Below are 19422 nucleotides of genomic sequence, written 5' to 3'. Positions count from 1 at the left end.
TCTAGGAGTTGCCCCTCATGTCCCACTCCCCCGCACCCGCCGACCTCGTCCTGCGCGGCGCGCGTGTCCACACGGTCGACCCGGAGCTGCCCGAGGCGCAGGCGCTGGCCGTGCGCGACGGGAAGATCGTCTGGCTCGGCTCGGACGCGGACGCCGAGGCCTGGACGGGGCCCGGCACCGAGGTCGTCGACGCCGGCGGCAAGCTGGTCCTGCCCGGCTTCATCGACGCGCACAACCACGTACGCCTCGGCTCCGACGACGCGTGCGTGCAACTGGCCGGCGTGGACACCCTCGACGAGATCCACCACCGCATCAGCACGTGGCTGGCCGCGAACGCCGACGCCGCGTGGATCGAGGCGGAGGCGTTCGACTACTCGGCGATCCCCGACGGCCGTATGCCCACGGCCGCCGACCTGGACCCGGTGACCGGCGACACGCCCGCGTTCGTCCTCAGCTACGACGTGCACACCGCATGGCTGAACACGGCCGCGCTGCGCGCTCTCGGCATCGACAAGGACCACACGAGCCTGCCGTTCGGCGAGGCAGCGACCGACCCCGAGACCGGCGAACCGACCGGATTCGTCAAGGACTTCGCCGTCAAGGGCCTGTCGCGCGACGGACACCGCGCGCTCAAGGAGCTCGGCGTGCCGTGGGCCTCGGCCGACCGGCAGTACGGGCGCCTCGCCAAGTCCCTCGACGACGCGATCCGCTTCGGCATCACGACCGTCGTCGAACCGCAGAACTCGCTCGACGACCTCGCCCTGTACGAGCGCGCCCGCGCCGAGGGCCGGCTGCGCTCGCGGATCGTCGCGGCGCTGTTCCACCCGCGCGGCACGACCGACGCCGACCTCGACGACTTCGCGGCCGCCGCGGAGCGCCACGCCGACGACCGGCTGCGCGTCGGACCGCTGAAGCTCTACATCGACGACGTCGTCGAGCCGCGCACCGCCGCGCTCCTGGAGCCGTACGTGGGCTGCGGCCACCACCGCGGCGAGACGTTCTACCCGCCGGAGGAGTTCGCGGACCTCCTCGCCAAGCTCGACTCGCGCGGCTTCCAGTGCTTCGTCCACGCGACGGGCGACCGCGGCATCCGTACGGTCCTGGACTCCGTCGAGCACGCCCGTACGGTCAACGGTGAGCGTGACGCCCGGCACCAGGTCGTCCACGTCGAGTGCCTCGACCCGGCCGACACGGCGCGTTTCGCCGCGCTCGGTGTGGTGGCCTGTATGCAGCCGAGGCACTGCGCGCCCGATGTCGCCGGGCCGGGCAAGGACTGGGCGGAGAACGTCGGCACGGACCGCTGGCACAAGGCCTGGCCGATGCGCAGCCTGCACGAGTCGGGTGCCGTCCTCGCGTTCTCCAGCGACTGGAACGTAGCCGAGATGGACCCGATGGTCGGCATCTACACCGCCGTGACCCGGCGCCCGCTGGACGGCGGCGAGCCGTGGATGCCGGGCGAGACCGTGGACGTGGAGACCGCAGTGTACGGGTACACGATGGGTTCCGCGTACGCCAACTTCCTTGAGAACGAACGGGGTTCGCTGAGCGTGGGCAAGGCTGCGGACTTCGTCGTCCTGTCCCGCGACATCCTGCGCGCCGCGCCCGAGGACATCCCTGGCACGGTGGCCGAGACGGTCGTGGTGGGCGGCAAGGTCGAGCACCGGGCGTAGTCGGGCACGCGGACGGTCACGCGAGCGGTCGCGTACAAAACGGTCGATTAGGAGGGATAAAGTGGCGCGTCAACCTTCGTACGACCGTGACGCCTCAGGAGAACATACGTGACCGCAGCGATCTCCCCGACCGAAGCGACCGAATCCGCCGCGCCCGGCCTCACGTCCGAAGAGGCGCTGCCGGCTCAGGCCGGGGCAGCCGACGCCGGGGCCTCGGAGGCCGCGACCGAGGCTGAGGCGAACATCTGGATCCCGGGCGGGGCCACGGACGAGGCGCCGGACCCCGCCACGGAGGGCGTTTCGGACGAGGCACCGAACCTCACCACCGAGGACATTTCGGACGAGGCCCAGGACGACAGCGCGGACGACACCGCGGACGACACCGTCGAGGTCCCCGCGCAGATCGCCGAGGACGCGCGCGCCTTCGGTGTCTACGCGCGGACCGGCGGCTGGGCGTTCGCGCTCATGGTCGCCCGCAGTGTGCGTCCCGGCGGGCAGGCCGTGGGCGAGACGCCGAAGGTCTCGGCCCGGAAGTTCAGCGAGCTGGCCGGCTGCTCCGCCGAGCGCGTCATGCGGTTCTACAAGGCGTGGGACAGCGCGGCGGACGACGGTCTCGTGCCGCAGTTCGAAGCGCTCACCCCGGGCCAGGAGGTCGAACTCCCGGACGCCGACGCCTGGTTGTCGTACTACTCCTCCCGTTCCAGCGCCGGTTCGCCGCGCGGTCACGCGATCTCCGCCGCCGCCGAGGCCGAGGGCATCCGCCCGACGAAGGCCCTGGAGGTCGCCGAGAACCCGACCGCGCTGCGTGCCGCGATCCTCGCCGACCCCGGCACCGCCGAGGCCGCCAGGAAGGCCCTGATGGACCGCCTGGAGGAGGACCCCGCGCTCCGCACGGAGCTGGTCAGGGACATCGTGCGCGCCGACGACCTGAAGAAGGCCGTTGCCGAAGAGGCGAAGACCGGTGACCGGGTCGAGTACGTCCGCCAGATCGCGGAGGTCGGCCAGATCAAGACGCCGGCCGGGCAGAAGATCGAGGCGCCGCGCGAGCTGCGCGAGGAGGCCGAGCGCCACCTGTCGCTGCTCGACGAGCTGGACGGCGACGAGGAGGCCGGCGAGTGGGCGCGTGAGGCCTACGACAGCGTCCGCGAACTCGTCACCAAGACCGTCGAGAGCGACCCCGAACTCCGGGTGAAGGAGCGCAGGGCGAAGTTCTACAACAGCCTGCAGAAGGCGACGAAGGTGTTCGAGGAGCTGACGCTCGACGACGCGGAGGACGACGTCTTCGAGGACGACATGCTCAAGCGCCTCGAAGACCTCCAGCAGGCGATCGCCTCCTGCATCTCGGCGATCCAGGCCAAGGTCCAGTAGGCGTACGGGACTTGAGTCCGCAACGGCCCCGCGGTGGCGTCACCGCGGGGCCGTACCAATTCGCTCGCCTGCGCGCATCCGTCCTGACCCGGGTCTCGCCCGTGACTGCCGGGTCGACCTTGGGCCATCAACAAGGTCGAACGTGACCGGCATGGCCTCGTGCGGCGGCGCGACCAAGGCCGTCCACGACTCGACGCGGCGGCGACGCAGCACACGTAAAAAAACTGCCTCAGGCCGTGCCGGTGACCTTCGCCGTGAAGGCGTCCAGGTTGGTCATCGCGCGGGCGATCCGCTCGTCCAGCGACAGTGACTCCTCGTGGCGGCCCGCCCTCAGCTTGGGCTGGCGCCTGCCGCGCAGATAGAGGGAGCAGGCGAGGTCCGCGCACACGTAGATGCCGACGGTGTTGCCCTCCCGCCCCTTCGTCCCGGCGAGCGGCGCCGCGAGGAGGGCGACGCCGGAGGACGCGTGCCCGGTGAGGCAGACCTGGCACATGCTGGACTTCACGGCGCTGGTGCGGCTCACCGAGGGGACGCGCAGAGTGATGCCGAGCGGCCCGTCGGTGCCGGGGCGCACGAGGTGGGCGCGGAGCGGCGCTCCCGGGTCGACCCAGCCGAGGAAGTCCAGGTCGTCCCAGGGGAGCTCGGCGAAGTCGAGGGGGAGCTTCATCCGGGCGGCCTCGCCCTTCGTGCAGTTCACGAAGGATTCCCGGATCTGTTTCTCGTTCAGTGGTTCCACGTGCGGCGACGATACCCAGCGGTGCTCGCACAAGCATCCGGATATCCCCGGGGGCCCTGAGCGTGAGGCGTCTACGGGGCGTGAACCAGCCGCGCCACGCCCGATGACACCCCACCGGCTCCGGCCGCCCGACACGCACCGCACCCATGATCCCGAGCCTTCGGCATCCCCCGACCTGATAAGAAGCGCCTCCGGGCGCAGGGCAACAGCGACCTTCGGCCAGATGCCCCTCCCAGCTCGACTGGCCGGTCTTCGCGTGGACGAATAGATGCCTGAGGCATCTAATAAAGATCGCCAAGGAAGACACACCGGCTGCGAGGTCATCCATGACCGTGACACCCCCCACCCCGGAAACCGTCGCCTACCCCCAGAGCCGCACCTGCCCCTACCACCCGCCCGCCTCCTACGACCCGCTGCGCGCGGAGCGCCCACTCTCCCGTGTCTCGCTCTTCGACGGGCGGACGGTGTGGGTGGTGACCGGTCAGTCGGTCGCGCGCGATCTGCTCGTCGACCCCCGTCTGTCCACCGATCGGCGGAACCACGCGTTCCCGATGCCCACGGCACGCGTCGCGAGCCAGCGCGACCGCCGTATCGCCCTCCTCGGCGTCGACGACCCCGAGCACAACGCCCAGCGCCGGATGCTGATCCCGAGCTTCACCCTCAAGCGGATCACCGCTCTGCGGCCCCGCATCCAGGAGACCGTCGACCGGCTCCTCGACGCGATGGCCGAGCAGGGCCCGCCGGCCGAGCTGGTGAACGCGTTCGCGCTGCCCGTGCCGTCCATGGTGATCTGCGCCCTGCTCGGGGTGCCCTACGCCGACCACGACTTCTTCGAGGAGCAGTCACGGCGGCTGCTGCGCGGTCCGACGCAGGCGGACACGGAGGAGGCGCGCGCCCAGCTGGACGCCTACCTCGGTTCGCTGATCGACCACAAGCGCCGCTCCCCGGGTGACGGGCTCCTCGACGAGCTCATCCAGCGCGGGCAGGGCGACGGCTCGGTGCGGGTGCCCGACCGCGAGGAGCTGATCAGCCTCGCCACGGTCCTGCTCGTCGCGGGGCACGAGACGACGGCCAACATGATCTCGCTCGGTACGTTCACGCTGCTCCGGCACCCGGAACAGCTGGCCGAACTGCGCTCGGAGGACGCCCTGCTGCCCGCCGCCATCGAGGAGCTGCTGCGTTTCCTGTCCATCGCCGACGGCATCCTGCGCGTCGCCACGGAGGACATCGAGGTCGCCGGCGAGACCATCCGGGCGGACGACGGGATCGTCTTCTCCACGTCGATCCTCAATCGCGACGGCGACACCTACGCGTCCCCCGACTCGCTCGACTGGCACCGTCCCTCCCGCCATCACCTCGCGTTCGGCTACGGGGTCCATCAGTGTCTGGGGCAGAACCTCGCCCGGGCCGAGATGGAGATCGCCCTGCGCTCGCTGTTCGCACGGTTCCCCGGGCTGCGGCTCGCGGCTCCGGCCGAGGAGATTCCGTTCAAGCCGGGGGACACCATCCAGGGAATGCTCGAACTCCCGGTCACCTGGTGAACGTTGGGCACCTACCAGTGAGAGAGGCGCGGACTGTGCGGATCCGGATCGACAAGGACAGCTGTGTGGGCGCGGGCATGTGCGCGCTGACGGCACCGGGCGTGTTCACCCAGGACGACGACGGCTTCAGCGAGGTCCTTGCGGGCCGCGAAGACGGCGGCGGCGACCCGCTGGTGCGGGAGGCGGCCCGCGCCTGTCCGGTGCGGGCCATCACGCTCGCCGACGGCTGACGGGCGACGCTCAGGCGGGCGGAACCACGGCCACCGGGCAGGGCGCGTGGTGCATCACCGCGTGCGCGACGGACCCGATCCGGGACCCGACCGTCGAGCGGCGTGCGCGGCGGCCCACGACCACGAGCTGGGCCGCCGCGGCCGACGCGAGCAGCACCTGGGCCGCGCTGCCGATCTCGACGTGCTCGACCACCGGCACCTCGGGGTACCGCTCGCGCAGCGGGGCGAGCGCCTCCCCGAGCGCCTTCCGCTCGTACGGTTCCATGCCGCCCGCGTCGTCGAGCAGTTGCAGGGAGGCGGGGCTGTAGGCGTAGAGGGGCGGCAGGGTCCAGGCGCGGACGACGCGCAGGGTCGCGCCTCGGGCGGCGGCCGTGGCGAAGGCGAATTCGAGGGCTGCCCGGCTGTCCTCGGGGTCGCCCTCCTGGCCCACGACGATCTCGCGGCCGCCCGCCTCCAGCTCGGGGCGGTCGTCCTCCCTGACCAGGGCGACGGGGTGCCGGGACTCGGCGATGACCTGCTGGCCGACCGACCCGACGAGGAAACCGACCAGCGGCCCGTGCCCCCGGGAGCCGAGCACGAGGAGGTCCGCGTCCGACGCGGCGGTGAGGAGCTCGGGCACGGCGTCGCCGGACGGGGAGTCTACGGTCACCGGGAGGCCGGGGTGGCCGCTCGTCACGGCGCGCCCGGCCTCCTCGGCGACGCTCCTGGCCCACTCTGCCTGCGCCTCCGCGTCGGGGGTGGCCACCGCCAGGTCCGGGAGCGGCGTCCATGCGTGCAGCAGGCGAAGCTCGGCACCGCGCCGGACGGCTTCGCGCGCCGCCCACGCCGCCGCGGCCGAGCTCTCCGGTGATCCGTCCACTCCCACGGCGATCCGACGGGTCATGCGCCTGCCTCTCAGTCACTGGCCGTGTCCGCCGCCCGGGTGCCCTGGCGGACGGACACCGATTGTGCCGGACGACTCAGGTGCGGGCGCCGGCCGTCGGTGACGGTGCCGCCCCCGACATGAAGCGTGCCCAGCCGCCGGTGGGCGCCTCGCCGACCTGCAGCGAGCGGAGCCGGTCGAGGACCATCGGGTCCTGCGCGTCCAGCCAGTCGACGAACTGCCGGAAGGAGACGAGCCGTACGTCCTTCTTGTCGGCGACCTGCTTGAGGGCGGACTCGACGGCGTCCATGTAGATGCCGCCGTTCCACTCCTCGAAGTGGTTGCCGATGAAGAACGGCGCACGGTTCGTCTCGTACGCCCTGTTGAACCCGGCCATGTACGACTCGCTCGCCTGCCGGCGCCAGCCGTCGTAGTTGTAGGACGGCGCACGGGTGGAGTTCTTAGACTGGTTGGCCAGGATGTTGTAGTCCATCGAGAGGACTTCGAAGCTGTGGCCGGGGAACGGGATGCCCTGGAGCGGCAGGTCCCACAGTCCCTGGCGCTTGCTCGGCCAGCGCTGGACACCGCCGGGCGAGGAGGCGTCGTAGCGCCAGCCCAGCTCGCGGGCGGCGGGCAGCAGGTTGTCCTGGCCCAGCAGACAGGGCGTGCGGCCGCCGACGAGTTCCTTGTCGTAGTCGAACGGCAGGGGGTCGTGCCCGTGCCAACCCGTGTTCGTACGCCAGGTCTTGATGAAGGAGCGGGCCTGTTCGATCTCGCTGCGCCACTGTGCGGGCGTCCAGTTGGCCACCGATCCCGTACCGGCACAGAAGTGGCCGTTGAAGTGGGTGCCGATCTCGTGGCCGTCGAGCCAGGCCTCGCGGGTGTACCGCAGCGTCTCCTTGAGGTGCGCGTCGGTGAGGTACCCGATGTCGGAGGCGCCGAGGGGGTTGTTCGGCGGGTCGTAGAGCCGCTTCTTCGACTCGGGCAGGAGGTACACGCCGGAGAGGAAGAAGGTCATGTGGGCGCCGTGGTTCTTGGCCAGTTCCAGGAAGCGCGGGAAGAGCCCGTTGCCGACCTCGCCCGCGCCGTCCCAGGAGAAGATCACGAACTGCGGTGGCTTCTGGCCGGGTTCGAGGCGGGTGGGCGCAGCGGGCTGGTTGGGCTGTCTGCCGGTGTACGCCGTCGAGCCGTCACCGATCAGCCGGGGCGCCGTCTTCGCGCCCTTGGGGGCGCCCCGGTCGGGCTGCCGGCCGGGGCCCGCGGGCGGGCGGGCGGGGTTCTCGTCGGCCCCGCATCCGGCGAGCCCCGCGGCTGCGGCGCCCAGGCCGACCCCGAGTCCCAGGCCCACGGCGCTTCTGCGGCTGATCTCACTCATCGGCATCCCAACCCGCGTCCACGAGGGACACGTTGCGCGACCCCCCTGGCAACACAGGCACGCTAAGTCCGATAAGTACATAAATGACTGATTTACGGCGGCGCGGCGAGCAATGTACCGCCATGCAGGGGGCGACCGGTCGGGTGGGTGACCCGGGGCTGGGGTGGTGGGGGTCCCTGGGCTGGGGTAGCGGGTGACCCCGGGCTGGGGCAGTGGGGGTCCCGGGGCTGGGGGCGGTGGGCCCCGGATCAGTCCGTCGCGGGGTGCCCGATCACAACGTGTCCGGGTCCCGGATCAAAACGTGCCCCGGGTCCCGGATCAGTCCGTCTCCGGGTCCCCGACGACCTTCCCCGGGTTGAACAGGTCCAGCGGGTCGAGGGTGCTCTTCACCGCGCGCTGGACGGCGCACACCTCCGGACCGAGTTCGTGGCGCATACCGCCCCGCTTGAGCAGGCCGACGCCGTGCTCCCCGGTGACGGTGCCGCCGGCGGCGACCGCTGCGGTCAGCAGTTCCTCGAACGCGGCCTGCGCCGCGCGCCGCGCGTCCGCGTCCCCGGGCGGCGTGATCAACAGCGGGTGCAGGTTCCCGTCCCCGGCGTGCGCGAGGGTGGCGATCCGCACACCGTGCCGCTGCCCGATCTCCTCGATGGTGGCGAGCATCGCGGGCACGGCGGAGCGCGGTACGCAGATGTCCTCGGTGAGTACGGGCCCAAGGCGCTCAAGGGCCGGGTACGCGAGCCTGCGCACGTCGAAGAGGGCCTCGGCCTCGACGGCGTCGGTGGACTGTTCCGCCCACAGCGCCCCCGCCTCCGTGAACGCCTCGGCGACCGCCGCGGCCTCGGCCGCGCCCGCCTCCCCAGGGGAGTCGATCCGCGCGAGGAGCATCGCCGCGGCGCCGGGTTCGATCCCGAGGTGCTTCCAGTCCTCGACGGCCTGCATACAGTGCCGGTCGAGGAGTTCCAGCGCGGCGGGCTGGAGGCCGCGCCGGGTGCACAGGGCGACGGCCGCGCCCGCCGCGACGAGTCCGTCGAACGCGCCGACGACGGTCCGGGGCTCGGCCACGGGCGCGGGACGCAGGCGGAGCGTGATCTCCGTGATCACGCCGAAGGTGCCTTCGGACCCGACGAACAGGCCCGTGAGGTCGTAGCCGCTGACGCCCTTGTTGGTGCGCCGGCCGAAGCGGACGCGGGTGCCGTACTCGCCGGCCGGGCCGCCCATCACGGCTTCGAGCCCGAGAACGTAGTCCCTGGTGACGCCGTATTTGAGGCAGCAGAGGCCGCCGGCGTTCGTCGACACGTTGCCGCCGATGGTGGACCAGGGGGCGCTCGCGGGGTCCGGCGGGTACCAGAGGCCGTGCTCGGCGACGGCCGCCTTGAGGTCGTTGTTCACGACGCCGGGCTGGACGACGGCGATCAGGTTCTCGGTGTCGATCTCCAGGATGCGGTTCATCTTCGACAGGTCGAGGACCAGGCATCCGTCGGTCGCGTTGGCGCCGCCCGAGAGTCCGGTGCCCGCGCCTCGGGTCACGACGGGTATGGAGCGCGCCGCGCAGGCGCGAACCACGCGCTGCACCTGGTCGGCGTCCGTGACCCGGACGGCCGCGAGTGCCTTGCCCACCGGCGCCCATTCCGCGTCGTCATGGCTGAGCCCGGAGAGGACGTCGGCGTCCTCGATCAGGGTGAGGCCGGGCAGCGCCTCGGCCAGGTCGTTCAGGAGCTCACGGTCGGATGCGGTGTCGATGGTGTCTTCTCCTCGCGCGAGAACCGTTCGGTTACGCGCGCAGTCTAAAGACGGCCTTGATCCACTTGCCGACGGGGATCCGCTCGACGATGACCTCGGTGGCGAGGGCGTGGACTATCTCGAGTCCGTGCCCGCCGATGCGCGAGGGATCCCTGACGAAGCGACGGGGTACGGCGGCGCTGCTGTCGTAGACGGTGACGGCCACCTCGTCCCGCGAACCTTCGAGGTCGAGGACGTACGGGCCGTGGCTGTGACGGTCCGCGTTGGTGACCAGCTCGCTGACCAGAAGCAGCAGGTCGACGCGTTGCCTGGCGTCGATGACGGCACACCACTCGGAGCGCAGCTGCTCCAGGAACGCCTCGGTGAAGGCGCGTGCGTCGGCGATGCAGCCCGGCTCTCCGGTGTACTGCGTCGCCCGGCGCAGCGGCTCGACGGGGGCGGCAGCACCGGTCGGCATCAAGGCTCCGTCCAGGTACTCGGTCATGCGGTTCTCTCATTTGGGTCGGTCGGTACGTTAACTCCCCTGCAGCCATCCTGATACCCAGTGGCGCGTGCGGCAGTCATAACCGGCGGAACGGACGGCGGGGGCCGCCGTCCGTTCCGCTTCGGTCATCCCGGGTGCGAGGTCAGCAGCTCATTTTCCATGTACGGGAGTCGCCGCTGTCGTTGCCCCAGCTGTCGGAGGCGATCTCCTGGACGGGAGCGAGGCACACCGTGCCGATGCCGACGAGGCCCGGGTTCTCGTAGACCTGCACGTGGTCCTTGATACCGGGGCCCGAATCATACGGGCCGGGGGGCCGGGAAAAGGCGCCGGTCAGGGGCGGGGAACCAGTGCGGGAACCGAGGCTCCGGTGCGGTGCATCCGCACGGCGTCGACCGACTCGGCTAGGAACTCGTATTCCGTGGTGTCGTCGCGGGTGATCAGGCGGACGAGCTTTCCGGTGGCGAGTTCCTCCGCCACTTGTTCCTGCCGCTCGGTATCCCCGCACCACGCGCGCAGCACGCCGGGCACGTCGGGGAAAGTGTCTGCGACCGGAGTAATGGCGTGCTCGGGTAAATAGGGAATTCCGGGGCGTGGATCGAGCCGTTCGGCTATCCAGGAAGCCCGGTCGCGAAGCCACCACATCGCGAGAGGCAGCGTGGGCGCGCGATACGTCCCGAGGGGTACGCCGACGCGCCGACCGCCGCAGATTCCGTAGGCGGTGACATGGCACAGGAATTCGTCGTGCATGTTCTCCCCCGTCGGGTGGTCCGCCGCTCCGCGCGCCTCGCATTCATCCGAAGTGATCCATCGACCACTGACCGCACTTCTCTCCCAGAAGACGAGTATCGCCACTTCCGACGCGCTGTCACCATGGCTTTCCGGCCAGGCTCCGGGCATATTCACGGGTCCGAATGGCCGGAAGGGAACGGGTGCCCGGGTGTGAAATCCCGAACGCCGAGGAAGCAGCACGTCATGCACTCCAAGGACGTTCTCATCGACGCGTTCGGCCGGATCCACGAATCGGTTCACGCCGCTGTGGAAGATCTCTCCGCCGAGGAACTCAACACCCGGCTCCACGACGACTCGAACTCCATCGCGTGGCTGATTTGGCATCTGTCACGGATCCAGGACGATCACGTCGCCGACGCATCCGGTTCCGATCAGGTCTGGCTCACCGACGGCTGGGCCGACCGCTTCGGCCTCGGCCTGCCGCCCTCGGACACGGGGTACGGCCACAGCGGCGCGCAGGTGGCCAAGGTGCGGGTGGAATCGGCCGGCCAGCTGCTCGGCTACTTCGACGCCGTGCACGAGCGCACCCTCGCCTACCTGGCAGGAGTCAGCGACAAGCGGCTGGATCAGGTGATCGACGACACCTGGTCGCCGCCGGTGACATTGGGCGTGCGCCTGGTGAGCGTGGTCGCCGACGATCTTCAGCACGCCGGGCAGGCGGCCTTCGTACGCGGGATGCTCGAACGCCGCTGAGGCCCGCGCCCGAAGCCCTCTCACACCCCGTGTGAACCAGACACACCTAGACACGCTGTTCGCACGCTTCCAGCCATCGGAACAGCGCAGTCCACTAACCAGTGGAACCCCGCACAGGAATGACGGCTCCTGCGTGGAGGGGCCGCCGGTCACTCCCAACCCACGCCCAGGCCGGCGGCCCCGGTCAGCACCATCCACCCCCGGCCCGCTCCCTTCCTCCTCCCGGAGCGGGCCGGCCTCACGCCCTGACCTCGTACGCCGGCCTCATAGCCCGGCTCACACGTTGGCCTCACCCGTCGAGCCGTTCCTCCAGCCGCACGGTCACCCGATCCCCCGCCTCCTTGCCGATCGCCTTGCGCACGTCGGCCTTGACGGGCAGCTTGTGCCGGCCGTCCCCCAGCGCCATGAACGAGCTCCGGAACGGATGGCCGTCGACCGTGCCCCTGACCTTGACCAGGCCGCGCGTACCGAAGAAGGCGGCCGAGTCGGGCCACACGACGTAGGTCCAGCCACCTTCGCTCGGGGACTTGTCCAGGACGGCGCTGAACTCCTTGTCCAGGGTGCGGGACGTGCTCATCTCTGCCTCCTCGGCATCTTCCGTCACCTTCTAGACCGTTCCCGTACGCGGAACTCATCGCAACCCGGCTCGAATTCGCGGTGACCGGAACCTTGACAACTCCATTGGTCTGGACCAGCTTTTAGCCCTACAGCGGTGGCCACCGTTCACTCCCGCCCCCTTCACTCCCCCACCGGAGGCAGCACGTGAACCGTGCACGCAGATGGATCGAGGGCGCGCTGGCCGTCTCCGCGGCCACCGCGCTCGGCGTCACCGCCCTGGCGACCACGGCGCAGGCCGCCGACGTCAACGTCGCCAAGAACGCCGGGTTCGAGTCGGACCTGAGCAACTGGACCTGCTCGGCCGGCACCGGCTCCATTGTCGGCTCCCCCGTGCACGGCGGCGCCAAGGCGCTCAAGGGCACACCGACCACGCAGGACACCGCGCAGTGTTCGCAGAGCGTGGCGGTCAAGCCCAACTCGACGTACAAGCTGAGCTCTTGGGTCCAGGGCAGTTACGTGTACCTGGGTGCGAGCGGCACCGGTACCACCGATGTGTCGACGTGGACACCGGGCGCCTCCGGCTGGCAGCAGCTGAGCACCACCTTCACGACCGGCGCCAACACGACGTCCGTGACGGTCTACACGCACGGCTGGTACGGGCAGGGCGCGTACTACGTCGACGACGTGAGCGTGCTCGGTCCCGACGGAGGAGGCGGGGGCGGTGGCGATCCCGTCGTCGTACCCCCCGTGCCGGCCGGGCTCGCGGCGGGCGCCACCACGTCCTCGACGGTCGACCTGTCGTGGACCGCGTCCTCCGGGGCCACCGGCTACAACGTGTACCGCGACGGCGCCAAGGTCGCGTCCGTGAGCGGCGCTTCGGCCACCGTCACCGGGCTCACCGCCGCCACGTCGTACAGCTTCCAGGTCACCGCCACCAACTCGGCCGGCGAGTCCGCCAAGTCGGCCGCCGTCACCGCGAAGACAGCCGCATCCGGAGGCGGCGGGGGTGGTGGCGGCACCGTGCCCAAGCACGCGGTGACCGGCTACTGGCAGAACTTCAACAACGGCGCGACCGTGCAGAAGCTGCGGGACGTCCCCGCGCAATACGACATCATCGCGGTGTCCTTCGCCGACGCGACGACCACACCCGGCCAGATCTCCTTCACCCTGGACCCGGCCGTCGGATACGCGTCGGACGCCGACTTCAAGGCCGACATCGCCGCGAAGCAGGCCTCGGGCAAGTCCGTGATCCTCTCGGTCGGCGGCGAGAAGGGCACGATCGTCGTGAACAGCGACGCGTCGGCCACCGCGTTCGCCGACAGTGCCTACGCGCTGATGCAGCAGTACGGGTTCGACGGCGTCGACATCGACCTGGAGAACGGCCTCAACTCCACATACATGGCAAAGGCGTTGCATCAGCTCGCCGCGAAGGCGGGATCGAAGTTCGTGCTCACGATGGCGCCGCAGACCATCGACATGCAGTCGACGTCCGGCGAGTACTTCAAGACGGCGCTGAACGTGAAGGACATCCTCACCGTCGTCAACACCCAGTACTACAACAGCGGTTCGATGCTGGGCTGTGACGGCAAGGTCTACAGCCAGGGCTCGGTCGACTTCCTCACCGCGCTCGCCTGCATCCAGTTGGAGGGCGGCCTCGATCCGTCCCAGGTCGGCCTCGGCGTTCCCGCGTCGACGCGCGGCGCGGGCAGCGGTTACGTGGAGCCGTCGGTGGTCAACAACGCGCTCGACTGCCTGACCCGTGGCACCGGTTGCGGCGCCTTCAAGCCCGCGAAGACCTACCCAGGTCTGCGGGGTGCGATGACCTGGTCGACGAACTGGGACGCCACGGCGGGCAACGCGTGGTCGAACACGGTCGGACCGAAGGTGCACACGCTGCCGTAACGGAACGCGCCCGCCGGCTGGACCCCTGGGAGTCCAACTGGCGGGCGCGCACGGCCAGTTCAGAGCACCCCGGAGGCCGCTCAGCCCCCCATGAAGACCAGCGTGCCGTCCGGGAGCCGCGCCTCGATGCGGGCGCCGTGCTCCACGGTCCGGCTGACGGTGCAGTACTTGTCGTGGGTCAGGCGGACCCCGCGCGCGAGCGCGTCGGCGGCGTGCTCGTCGCCCTCGGGCAGCTCGATCTCGTAACTGACGCGGATCGCGCCCACGCGGCCGTCGTCCTCCGGGCGCGACACGGACTCCACGACGATGCGCATCCCGTCCTGCACGACGGAGCGGGCCGTGCGGTCGGTGACGAGGCCGCCGCAGCCACCGATGGCCGCGAGCAGCAGCTCGACGGGGGTGAACGACGGCTGCGCCTCAGGGTCGTCGGCGGCGGCGATACGGACCTCCGCGCCGCGGTCGTTGCGTGCGGTCCAGTCGCGGTAGCCGTTACGGACGGTCTCGATGCGGTAGCCAGCCATGTCGGTGGTTCTCCCTCACTGCGTTCGCCTGATCCTGCTCGTGGGAACCGTACGGGCGTACGGGTGCCGGGCGCAGCAGGCCGTACCGTCCAGCCTGCACGAATGTCCGCCCGCCCGCCCAGGTCAGGGAGTGGGCAGGCGCCCGCCGCACCGGCCGCAGTAAGAAGCCGACGGATCCTCGGAGACCCGGTCGCAGGCGGGGCAGACACGGTTGATCAGGCAGGCGGGTTCGCCGCCCTCACGAGCCTCACGAGCGGGGGTCCGCTCCGTGGCCTCTCCTGCTTCGCGCACAGGGGCCCGTCCGATGCTGAGGCCGGGGCGCCTGCGGTGGGCGGTGAGGTAGGCGAGGCCGTCGGGCCCTGCGGTCACGGAGCGCCGCTCACCGCGGGGCAGGAAGACAAGCACCCCGGGTGCGAGCTCTTCCTCGTCGCCGCCGTGCCGGAGCGTCCCGCTTCCCTCGACCGTCACCAGCAGAACGTCCAGGTCGGGCTCGACATGCCCGGGGACGTCGGCGCCGGGCAGCAGCCTCACGAGGTTCGCGTCGAGCTGCCGGGCCGCGCCGTCGAGCTTCCAGAGGGCTCCCGTCCGGGACTCCTCCGCCTTCCGCAGGACGTCGTCGAGTGACACTCGGGCCGCCGGCATGACTCTCCCCATTCAGCGCTCGGTACATCACGAAGTACCTCGTGAACTCCTCAGCCTACGACGGGCGGGCGACCTCCCTCCGCCCCGGGATCGCGGCTCCGGCGCCCCCCTCAAGCACTGTCAACCGACAGTTGACACCCTTGGACTGTCAACCTAAGGTTGTCACATGACGGAATCCACGAAACCTGTCGAAGTCACCGTGCCCGTACGCCTCGACGACCTCATCGCAGGCATCAAGAAGGCCCACGACCAGCCTCTGGAGCAGTTGCAGGACGCCGTCATCGCGGCGGACCACCTCGGCGACATCGCCGACCATCTGATCGGCCACTTCGTCGACCAGGCCCGCCGCTCCGGCGCCTCCTGGACCGAGATCGGCTCGAGCATGGGGGTCACCCGCCAGGCCGCCCAGAAGCGGTTCGTCCCCAAGGCCACCGAGACCGAGATCGACCCGAGCCAGGGTTTCAGCCGCTACACACCCCGCGCCCGCAACGTGGTCGTGACCGCGCAGAACGAGGCCCGCGCCGCGAGCAGCGCGCAGATCGGCACCGCCCATCTGGTGCTCGGCCTGCTGCACGAAGCGGACGGCATCGGCGCCAAGGCGATCCTCGAGCAGGGCGTGTCGCTCGACTCCGTGCGGGAGGCCGCGACGGCTGCCCTGCCGCCCGCGGCCGAGGAGATGCCGGCCCTGGTCCCGTTCGACGCGGCGGCCAAGAAGGCCCTGGAGCTCACGTTCCGCGAGGCCCTGCGTCTCGGCCACAACTACATCGGTACCGAGCACATCCTCCTCGCGCTCCTGGAGCAGGAGAACGGGGCGGGGGTGCTGGCGGACCTCGGGATCTCCAAGGAGGCGGCCGAGGCGTACATCGCGGAGCTGCTGGCCGTGATCACCAAGAAGCAGGCGCAGAGCGAGTCCTGACGAAGCGTCGGCAGCCCAGGGTGCCTCGGAGCGCGGAACGTGTCCCCGGCGCCCCGAGGCACCCGCTCGGGGTGTCGGCCGAGTGCCGGTGCGCACCCGTGCGGTCACTCGGCCGACCCCTCGTGTACACCTGCGCGGTCCCTTGTCGTCCCGGTCCCGGATGGGACACTGCACCCATGACCGAGCGCGCAGGAACCCAGGCCAAGCCCGAGGATCTCGTCGACGTCGACGCACTGGTCGACGCGTATTTCACCAAGGTCCCTGACATGGACCGCGCGGAACAGCGCGTCGTCTTCGGCACGAGCGGGCACCGGGGCTCCAGCCTGGACGGGGCGTTCAACGAACGGCACATCGCGGCGATCACGCAGGCGATCGTCGAGTACCGCACGGCCGAGGGCATCACGGGCCCGCTGTTCATCGGGCCCGACACCCACGCGCTCTCGCGCCCCGCGCTGGAGACCGCCCTCAGCGTCCTCAGCGCGAACGGCGTCCGTGTCTTCGTCGACGAGCACGACGGTTTCGTGCCGACGCCCGCCCTCAGCCACGCCATCCTGCGCTGGAACAACACCGCGTCCGACGAGCAGGGGCAGGCCGACGGCATCGTCATCACGCCGAGCCACAACCCGCCGCGCGACGGCGGCTTCAAGTACAACCCCCCGCACGGCGGCCCCGCCGACTCCACGGCGACCTCCTGGATCGCGCGCCGCGCCAACGAGCTGCTCGCGGACGGGAATCAGGGCGTGCGCACGACGCCGGGGGCGTCCCCGGAGACGTACGACTTCCGGGAGCGGTACGTCGAGGATCTGGGCAGCGTCATCGACACGGACGCCATCCGGGCGTCGGGGCTGCGGATCGGGGCCGACCCGCTCGGCGGGGCGAGTGTGCACTACTGGGCGCGGATCGCCGAGATGTACGGGCTCGATCTGACCGTGGTGAACCCCGAGGTCGATCCGACCTGGCGGTTCATGACGCTCGACTGGGACGGCAAGATCCGGATGGATCCCTCGTCGGCCCCCGCGATGGCGTCCGTCCTCGCGAAGCGCCACGACTTCGACCTGCTCACCGGTAACGATGCGGACGCCGACCGGCACGGCATCGTCACCCCGGACGCGGGCCTCATGAACCCGAACCACTATCTGGCCGTCGCGATCCACTATCTCTGCACGCACCGCACCGGCTGGCGGTCCGACGCCGCGATCGGCAAGACCCTCGTGTCGAGCGCGGTCATCGACCGGATCGTGGCCTCGCTCGGCCGTGAACTGCTCGAAGTCCCCGTCGGATTCAAGTGGTTCGTGCCGGGGCTCGTCGACGGGTCGGTCGCCTTCGGCGGCGAGGAGAGCGCGGGCGCGAGCTTCGTCCGCAAGGACGGCGGTGTGTGGACGACCGACAAGGACGGCATCCTCCTCGCCCTGCTCGCGGCGGAGATCACCGCGGTGACGGGCAAGACCCCGTCGGTGTATTACGCCGAACTCGCCGCGGAGCACGGCTCGTCGTCGTACGCACGCGTGGACGCGAAGGCGACCAAGGCGCAGAAGGCGGCGCTCGCCGAGCTCAGCGGTGACGCGATCGGCGCTGACCGGCTCGCGGGTGAGGCGATCACCGGGCGGCTCAGCCACGCGCCGGGCAACGGGGCGGCGATCGGCGGGGTGAAGGTCACGACGGACGACGCCTGGTTCGCGGCGCGGCCGAGCGGTACGGAGGACGTGTACAAGATCTACGCGGAGTCGTTCCAAGGTCCCGAGCATCTGGCGCAGGTGCAGACGGAAGCGCAGTCGATCGTGGACGCGGCGCTGGCGGAGGAGTAGACGGGAGCATGAGTGAGCGGCGGTACGCGGGGTTCCGACCCCACGCACCGCCGCCGCTCCCGCAAAGGGAATTACTCGCCGTATAGGGAATTACTCGGCCGGCGTCGCCTCAGCGATGTCCGGCACCTCGGCGACGCTCTCCAACACGTAGGAGTGCGGCTCCTGTTCGAGCGCGGTGCGCGGAAGCTGGCCCGTGAGGACGCCGACCACGACACCGGCGCCCGCGTTGTGTCCGGCCTGGAGGTCGACGGCGGTGTCGCCCGCGACGAGCACCTTGCGCACGTCGACGACGCCGGTCTTCTCCATGGCCCGGTGGATCATGTACGGCGCCGGGCGGCCGCGGACCACCTCGTCGGAGGTGACGACCGCGTCGAGGTTGCCGCCCTCGCCCGTGGACCAGCCGAGCGACGCGAGCAGCGGCAGGGCGACGTCGTCGCTGAAGCCCGTGGTCAGGGCGACCTTGATGCCGCGGGCGCGCAGCGCCGCGAGGGCCTTGTCCGCCTGGGCAATGGGCTGAGGCGGGACCTCCTCGTAGCGCTTCTTCAGGAACGCGCGGAACTCGCCGTACTGCCGCTCGACCAGGTCCGCGTCGGGGGTGCCGCCGCCGAGGCGCACCAGGGCGTCGATGGCCTCGCGCTTGTCGGTGCCCATCCAGGTCTGGAGGTCCTGCGCGTCGACGGTCGCGCCGGTCGACTCGACGGCGTGGCGGAGCGCGTCGTACACGGCTCCGTGCTCCTCGATGGTGGTGCCGGCCATGTCGAAGACGGCGAGTTCAATCACTGGGGTTCTCCTCGTCAGTGCGGTACCGGCCGACGACGGTGCGTCCCTCGGCGGTGTTCTCGATGGTGAAGTTGGCGAGTGCCGGCAGATAGCGGTCGTCGGCGTACTCCAGCGGTACGTCGTCCCGCGAGGACGCCAACCGCCTTACGCGCAGCAGGGGTTCGCCGGGTTCGATGCCGAGCAGCGCCGCGTCCTGGTCGTCGGCCGCGATGGCGTCGATGGTGTGGCGGGCGTGGTGCAGGTCGACGTTCCGCGCGCACAGGGCCTCGTATATCGAGCCCGCGTCCGGGTCCATGTCGAACAGGTGGCGGCCGACGTAGAGGACGAAGGTGGAGCGCTCGACCATGACCGGCACGCCGTCCAGGTGGCGGAGGCGGATCAGGTCGATGACCGGTTCGCCCTCGTCCAGGCCGAGCCGGGCGGCGGCCTCCGGGGAGGCGCGGCGGCGGGCCACCTCTACGGTCAGCTGTCCCGGTTCACGGCCGATGGACCTGGCCCACTGCGTGAACGACATCAGTGACTCGAAGGGCTGGGAGGGGGCGGTCTTGCGGGCGACGGGCGGTTTGCCGCGGCCGCCCACGAGGTGCCCCTCCGTGCGCAGTATGGACAGGGCCTGCCGGACCGGGCCGCGGGACGTCCCGAACTCCTCGCAGAGCTGGGCCTCGCTCGGCACCGGTTCGTTCTCCGGCCACTCACCGGACTCGATGCGCCGCAGGAACTCGGCGCCCAGCTGCTCGTGCAGCGGCACACCCTTACTTGTCTTCACAAGATGACTATCGCAGCTCGTACGCGGACTTCTCAAGGCCCCGA

At 70.6% G+C, this 19422-nt stretch carries 20 protein-coding genes; 8 read left to right on the top strand and 12 right to left on the bottom strand.

What is annotated here, in order from left to right:
• The first annotated feature begins 17 nt into the window (after positions 1-17).
• Together ABZ893_RS08270 and ABZ893_RS08265 are read left to right on the top strand one after the other, a co-directional pair.
• The gene (locus ABZ893_RS08270) at positions 18-1670 is read left to right on the top strand and encodes an amidohydrolase (RefSeq protein WP_361398710.1); all 1653 of its coding nucleotides are present in this window, start codon (positions 18-20) and stop codon (positions 1668-1670) included.
• Between the two features lie 402 nt (positions 1671-2072).
• Entirely contained in the window at positions 2073-3038 is a 966-nt protein-coding gene (locus tag ABZ893_RS08265; protein WP_361399014.1) for a hypothetical protein, read from the top strand.
• Positions 3039-3267: 229 nt separating this feature from the next.
• Here the strand turns inward: ABZ893_RS08265 and ABZ893_RS08260 are convergent, their stop codons facing one another.
• Entirely contained in the window at positions 3268-3774 is a 507-nt protein-coding gene (locus ABZ893_RS08260) for an FBP domain-containing protein (RefSeq protein WP_361398707.1), read from the bottom strand.
• Between the two features lie 326 nt (positions 3775-4100).
• Between ABZ893_RS08260 and ABZ893_RS08255 the strand changes: the two genes are divergently transcribed.
• Positions 4101-5315 carry a cytochrome P450 gene (locus ABZ893_RS08255; RefSeq protein ID WP_361398704.1) on the top strand — a complete coding sequence of 405 codons (1215 nt, stop codon included), beginning with the start codon at positions 4101-4103 and terminating at the stop codon, positions 5313-5315.
• A gap of 35 nt (positions 5316-5350) precedes the next feature.
• Positions 5351-5545 carry a ferredoxin gene (locus tag ABZ893_RS08250; RefSeq protein ID WP_361398701.1) on the top strand — a complete coding sequence of 65 codons (195 nt, stop codon included), beginning with the start codon at positions 5351-5353 and terminating at the stop codon, positions 5543-5545.
• Between the two features lie 10 nt (positions 5546-5555).
• Here ABZ893_RS08250 and ABZ893_RS08245 read toward each other — a convergent pair whose 3' ends face one another.
• The 6 genes from ABZ893_RS08245 to ABZ893_RS08220 form a co-directional block, all read right to left on the bottom strand.
• Positions 5556-6428 carry a universal stress protein gene (locus tag ABZ893_RS08245; RefSeq protein ID WP_361398698.1) on the bottom strand — a complete coding sequence of 291 codons (873 nt, stop codon included), beginning with the start codon at positions 6426-6428 and terminating at the stop codon, positions 5556-5558.
• A gap of 76 nt (positions 6429-6504) precedes the next feature.
• Positions 6505-7782, bottom strand: coding sequence for a hypothetical protein (locus ABZ893_RS08240; protein ID WP_361398695.1), 1278 nt, complete (start codon positions 7780-7782; stop codon positions 6505-6507).
• Positions 7783-8100: 318 nt separating this feature from the next.
• Entirely contained in the window at positions 8101-9474 is a 1374-nt protein-coding gene (locus ABZ893_RS08235) for an FAD-linked oxidase C-terminal domain-containing protein (protein ID WP_361399011.1), read from the bottom strand.
• A 79-nt stretch (positions 9475-9553) separates the two neighbouring features.
• The gene (locus tag ABZ893_RS08230) at positions 9554-10006 is read right to left on the bottom strand and encodes an ATP-binding protein (protein ID WP_361398693.1); all 453 of its coding nucleotides are present in this window, start codon (positions 10004-10006) and stop codon (positions 9554-9556) included.
• 142 nt (positions 10007-10148) lie between these two features.
• Positions 10149-10277 carry a hypothetical protein gene (locus ABZ893_RS08225; protein ID WP_361398690.1) on the bottom strand — a complete coding sequence of 43 codons (129 nt, stop codon included), beginning with the start codon at positions 10275-10277 and terminating at the stop codon, positions 10149-10151.
• A gap of 59 nt (positions 10278-10336) precedes the next feature.
• Positions 10337-10753, bottom strand: a complete 417-nt coding sequence (locus ABZ893_RS08220) for a hypothetical protein (RefSeq protein WP_361398687.1) — start codon at positions 10751-10753, stop codon at positions 10337-10339.
• Positions 10754-10978: 225 nt separating this feature from the next.
• Between ABZ893_RS08220 and ABZ893_RS08215 the strand changes: the two genes are divergently transcribed.
• Positions 10979-11488 carry a DinB family protein gene (locus ABZ893_RS08215; RefSeq protein ID WP_361398684.1) on the top strand — a complete coding sequence of 170 codons (510 nt, stop codon included), beginning with the start codon at positions 10979-10981 and terminating at the stop codon, positions 11486-11488.
• A 289-nt stretch (positions 11489-11777) separates the two neighbouring features.
• Here the strand turns inward: ABZ893_RS08215 and ABZ893_RS08210 are convergent, their stop codons facing one another.
• Entirely contained in the window at positions 11778-12065 is a 288-nt protein-coding gene (locus ABZ893_RS08210; RefSeq protein ID WP_361398681.1) for a DUF1905 domain-containing protein, read from the bottom strand.
• A 185-nt stretch (positions 12066-12250) separates the two neighbouring features.
• On the opposite strand from ABZ893_RS08210, the gene ABZ893_RS08205 reads away from it, so the two are divergent.
• Positions 12251-13948 (top strand): glycosyl hydrolase family 18 protein, encoded by a 1698-nt coding sequence (locus ABZ893_RS08205; protein ID WP_361398678.1) that lies wholly within the window; start codon positions 12251-12253, stop codon positions 13946-13948.
• An 80-nt stretch (positions 13949-14028) separates the two neighbouring features.
• On the opposite strand, the gene ABZ893_RS08200 is transcribed toward ABZ893_RS08205, so the two are convergent.
• Entirely contained in the window at positions 14029-14469 is a 441-nt protein-coding gene (locus tag ABZ893_RS08200) for an OsmC family protein (RefSeq protein ID WP_361398676.1), read from the bottom strand.
• Between the two features lie 123 nt (positions 14470-14592).
• Positions 14593-15111, bottom strand: coding sequence for a hypothetical protein (locus ABZ893_RS08195; protein ID WP_361398673.1), 519 nt, complete (start codon positions 15109-15111; stop codon positions 14593-14595).
• 166 nt (positions 15112-15277) lie between these two features.
• Between ABZ893_RS08195 and ABZ893_RS08190 the strand changes: the two genes are divergently transcribed.
• Together ABZ893_RS08190 and pgm are read left to right on the top strand one after the other, a co-directional pair.
• Positions 15278-16027 carry a Clp protease N-terminal domain-containing protein gene (locus ABZ893_RS08190; protein ID WP_361398670.1) on the top strand — a complete coding sequence of 250 codons (750 nt, stop codon included), beginning with the start codon at positions 15278-15280 and terminating at the stop codon, positions 16025-16027.
• 176 nt (positions 16028-16203) lie between these two features.
• The gene (pgm, locus tag ABZ893_RS08185) at positions 16204-17832 is read left to right on the top strand and encodes a phosphoglucomutase (alpha-D-glucose-1,6-bisphosphate-dependent) (protein WP_361398668.1); all 1629 of its coding nucleotides are present in this window, start codon (positions 16204-16206) and stop codon (positions 17830-17832) included.
• A gap of 90 nt (positions 17833-17922) precedes the next feature.
• Here the strand turns inward: pgm and ABZ893_RS08180 are convergent, their stop codons facing one another.
• Positions 17923-18612 carry a phosphonatase-like hydrolase gene (locus ABZ893_RS08180; RefSeq protein WP_361398665.1) on the bottom strand — a complete coding sequence of 230 codons (690 nt, stop codon included), beginning with the start codon at positions 18610-18612 and terminating at the stop codon, positions 17923-17925.
• Complete coding sequence (locus ABZ893_RS08175; RefSeq protein WP_361398663.1) at positions 18605-19378, bottom strand: GntR family transcriptional regulator; 774 nt, start codon at positions 19376-19378, stop codon at positions 18605-18607. The genes ABZ893_RS08180 and ABZ893_RS08175 overlap by 8 nt, the downstream gene beginning before the upstream one ends.
• Positions 19379-19422: the final 44 nt, after the last annotated feature.

The sequence above is a fragment of the Streptomyces sp. NPDC046821 genome (assembly GCF_040645335.1).
GTDB lineage: Bacteria > Actinomycetota > Actinomycetes > Streptomycetales > Streptomycetaceae > Streptomyces.
This window is presented reverse-complemented; position numbering and strand designations above follow the sequence as displayed.

Excerpts from the sequence above, each read along its gene's own strand:
- ABZ893_RS08230 (WP_361398693.1), bottom strand. The coding sequence starts at position 10,006 with ATGACCGAGTACCTGGACGGAGCCTTGATGCCGACCGGTGCTGCCGCC.
- ABZ893_RS08240 (WP_361398695.1), bottom strand. The coding sequence starts at position 7,782 with ATGAGTGAGATCAGCCGCAGAAGCGCCGTGGGCCTGGGACTCGGGGTC.
- ABZ893_RS08220 (WP_361398687.1), bottom strand. The coding sequence starts at position 10,753 with ATGCACGACGAATTCCTGTGCCATGTCACCGCCTACGGAATCTGCGGC.
- ABZ893_RS08245 (WP_361398698.1), bottom strand. The coding sequence starts at position 6,428 with ATGACCCGTCGGATCGCCGTGGGAGTGGACGGATCACCGGAGAGCTCG.
- ABZ893_RS08255 (WP_361398704.1), top strand. The coding sequence starts at position 4,101 with ATGACCGTGACACCCCCCACCCCGGAAACCGTCGCCTACCCCCAGAGC.
- ABZ893_RS08215 (WP_361398684.1), top strand. The coding sequence starts at position 10,979 with ATGCACTCCAAGGACGTTCTCATCGACGCGTTCGGCCGGATCCACGAA.
- ABZ893_RS08190 (WP_361398670.1), top strand. The coding sequence starts at position 15,278 with ATGACGGAATCCACGAAACCTGTCGAAGTCACCGTGCCCGTACGCCTC.
- ABZ893_RS08195 (WP_361398673.1), bottom strand. The coding sequence starts at position 15,111 with ATGCCGGCGGCCCGAGTGTCACTCGACGACGTCCTGCGGAAGGCGGAG.
- pgm (WP_361398668.1), top strand. The coding sequence starts at position 16,204 with ATGACCGAGCGCGCAGGAACCCAGGCCAAGCCCGAGGATCTCGTCGAC.
- ABZ893_RS08210 (WP_361398681.1), bottom strand. The coding sequence starts at position 12,065 with ATGAGCACGTCCCGCACCCTGGACAAGGAGTTCAGCGCCGTCCTGGAC.
- ABZ893_RS08270 (WP_361398710.1), top strand. The coding sequence starts at position 18 with ATGTCCCACTCCCCCGCACCCGCCGACCTCGTCCTGCGCGGCGCGCGT.
- ABZ893_RS08200 (WP_361398676.1), bottom strand. The coding sequence starts at position 14,469 with ATGGCTGGCTACCGCATCGAGACCGTCCGTAACGGCTACCGCGACTGG.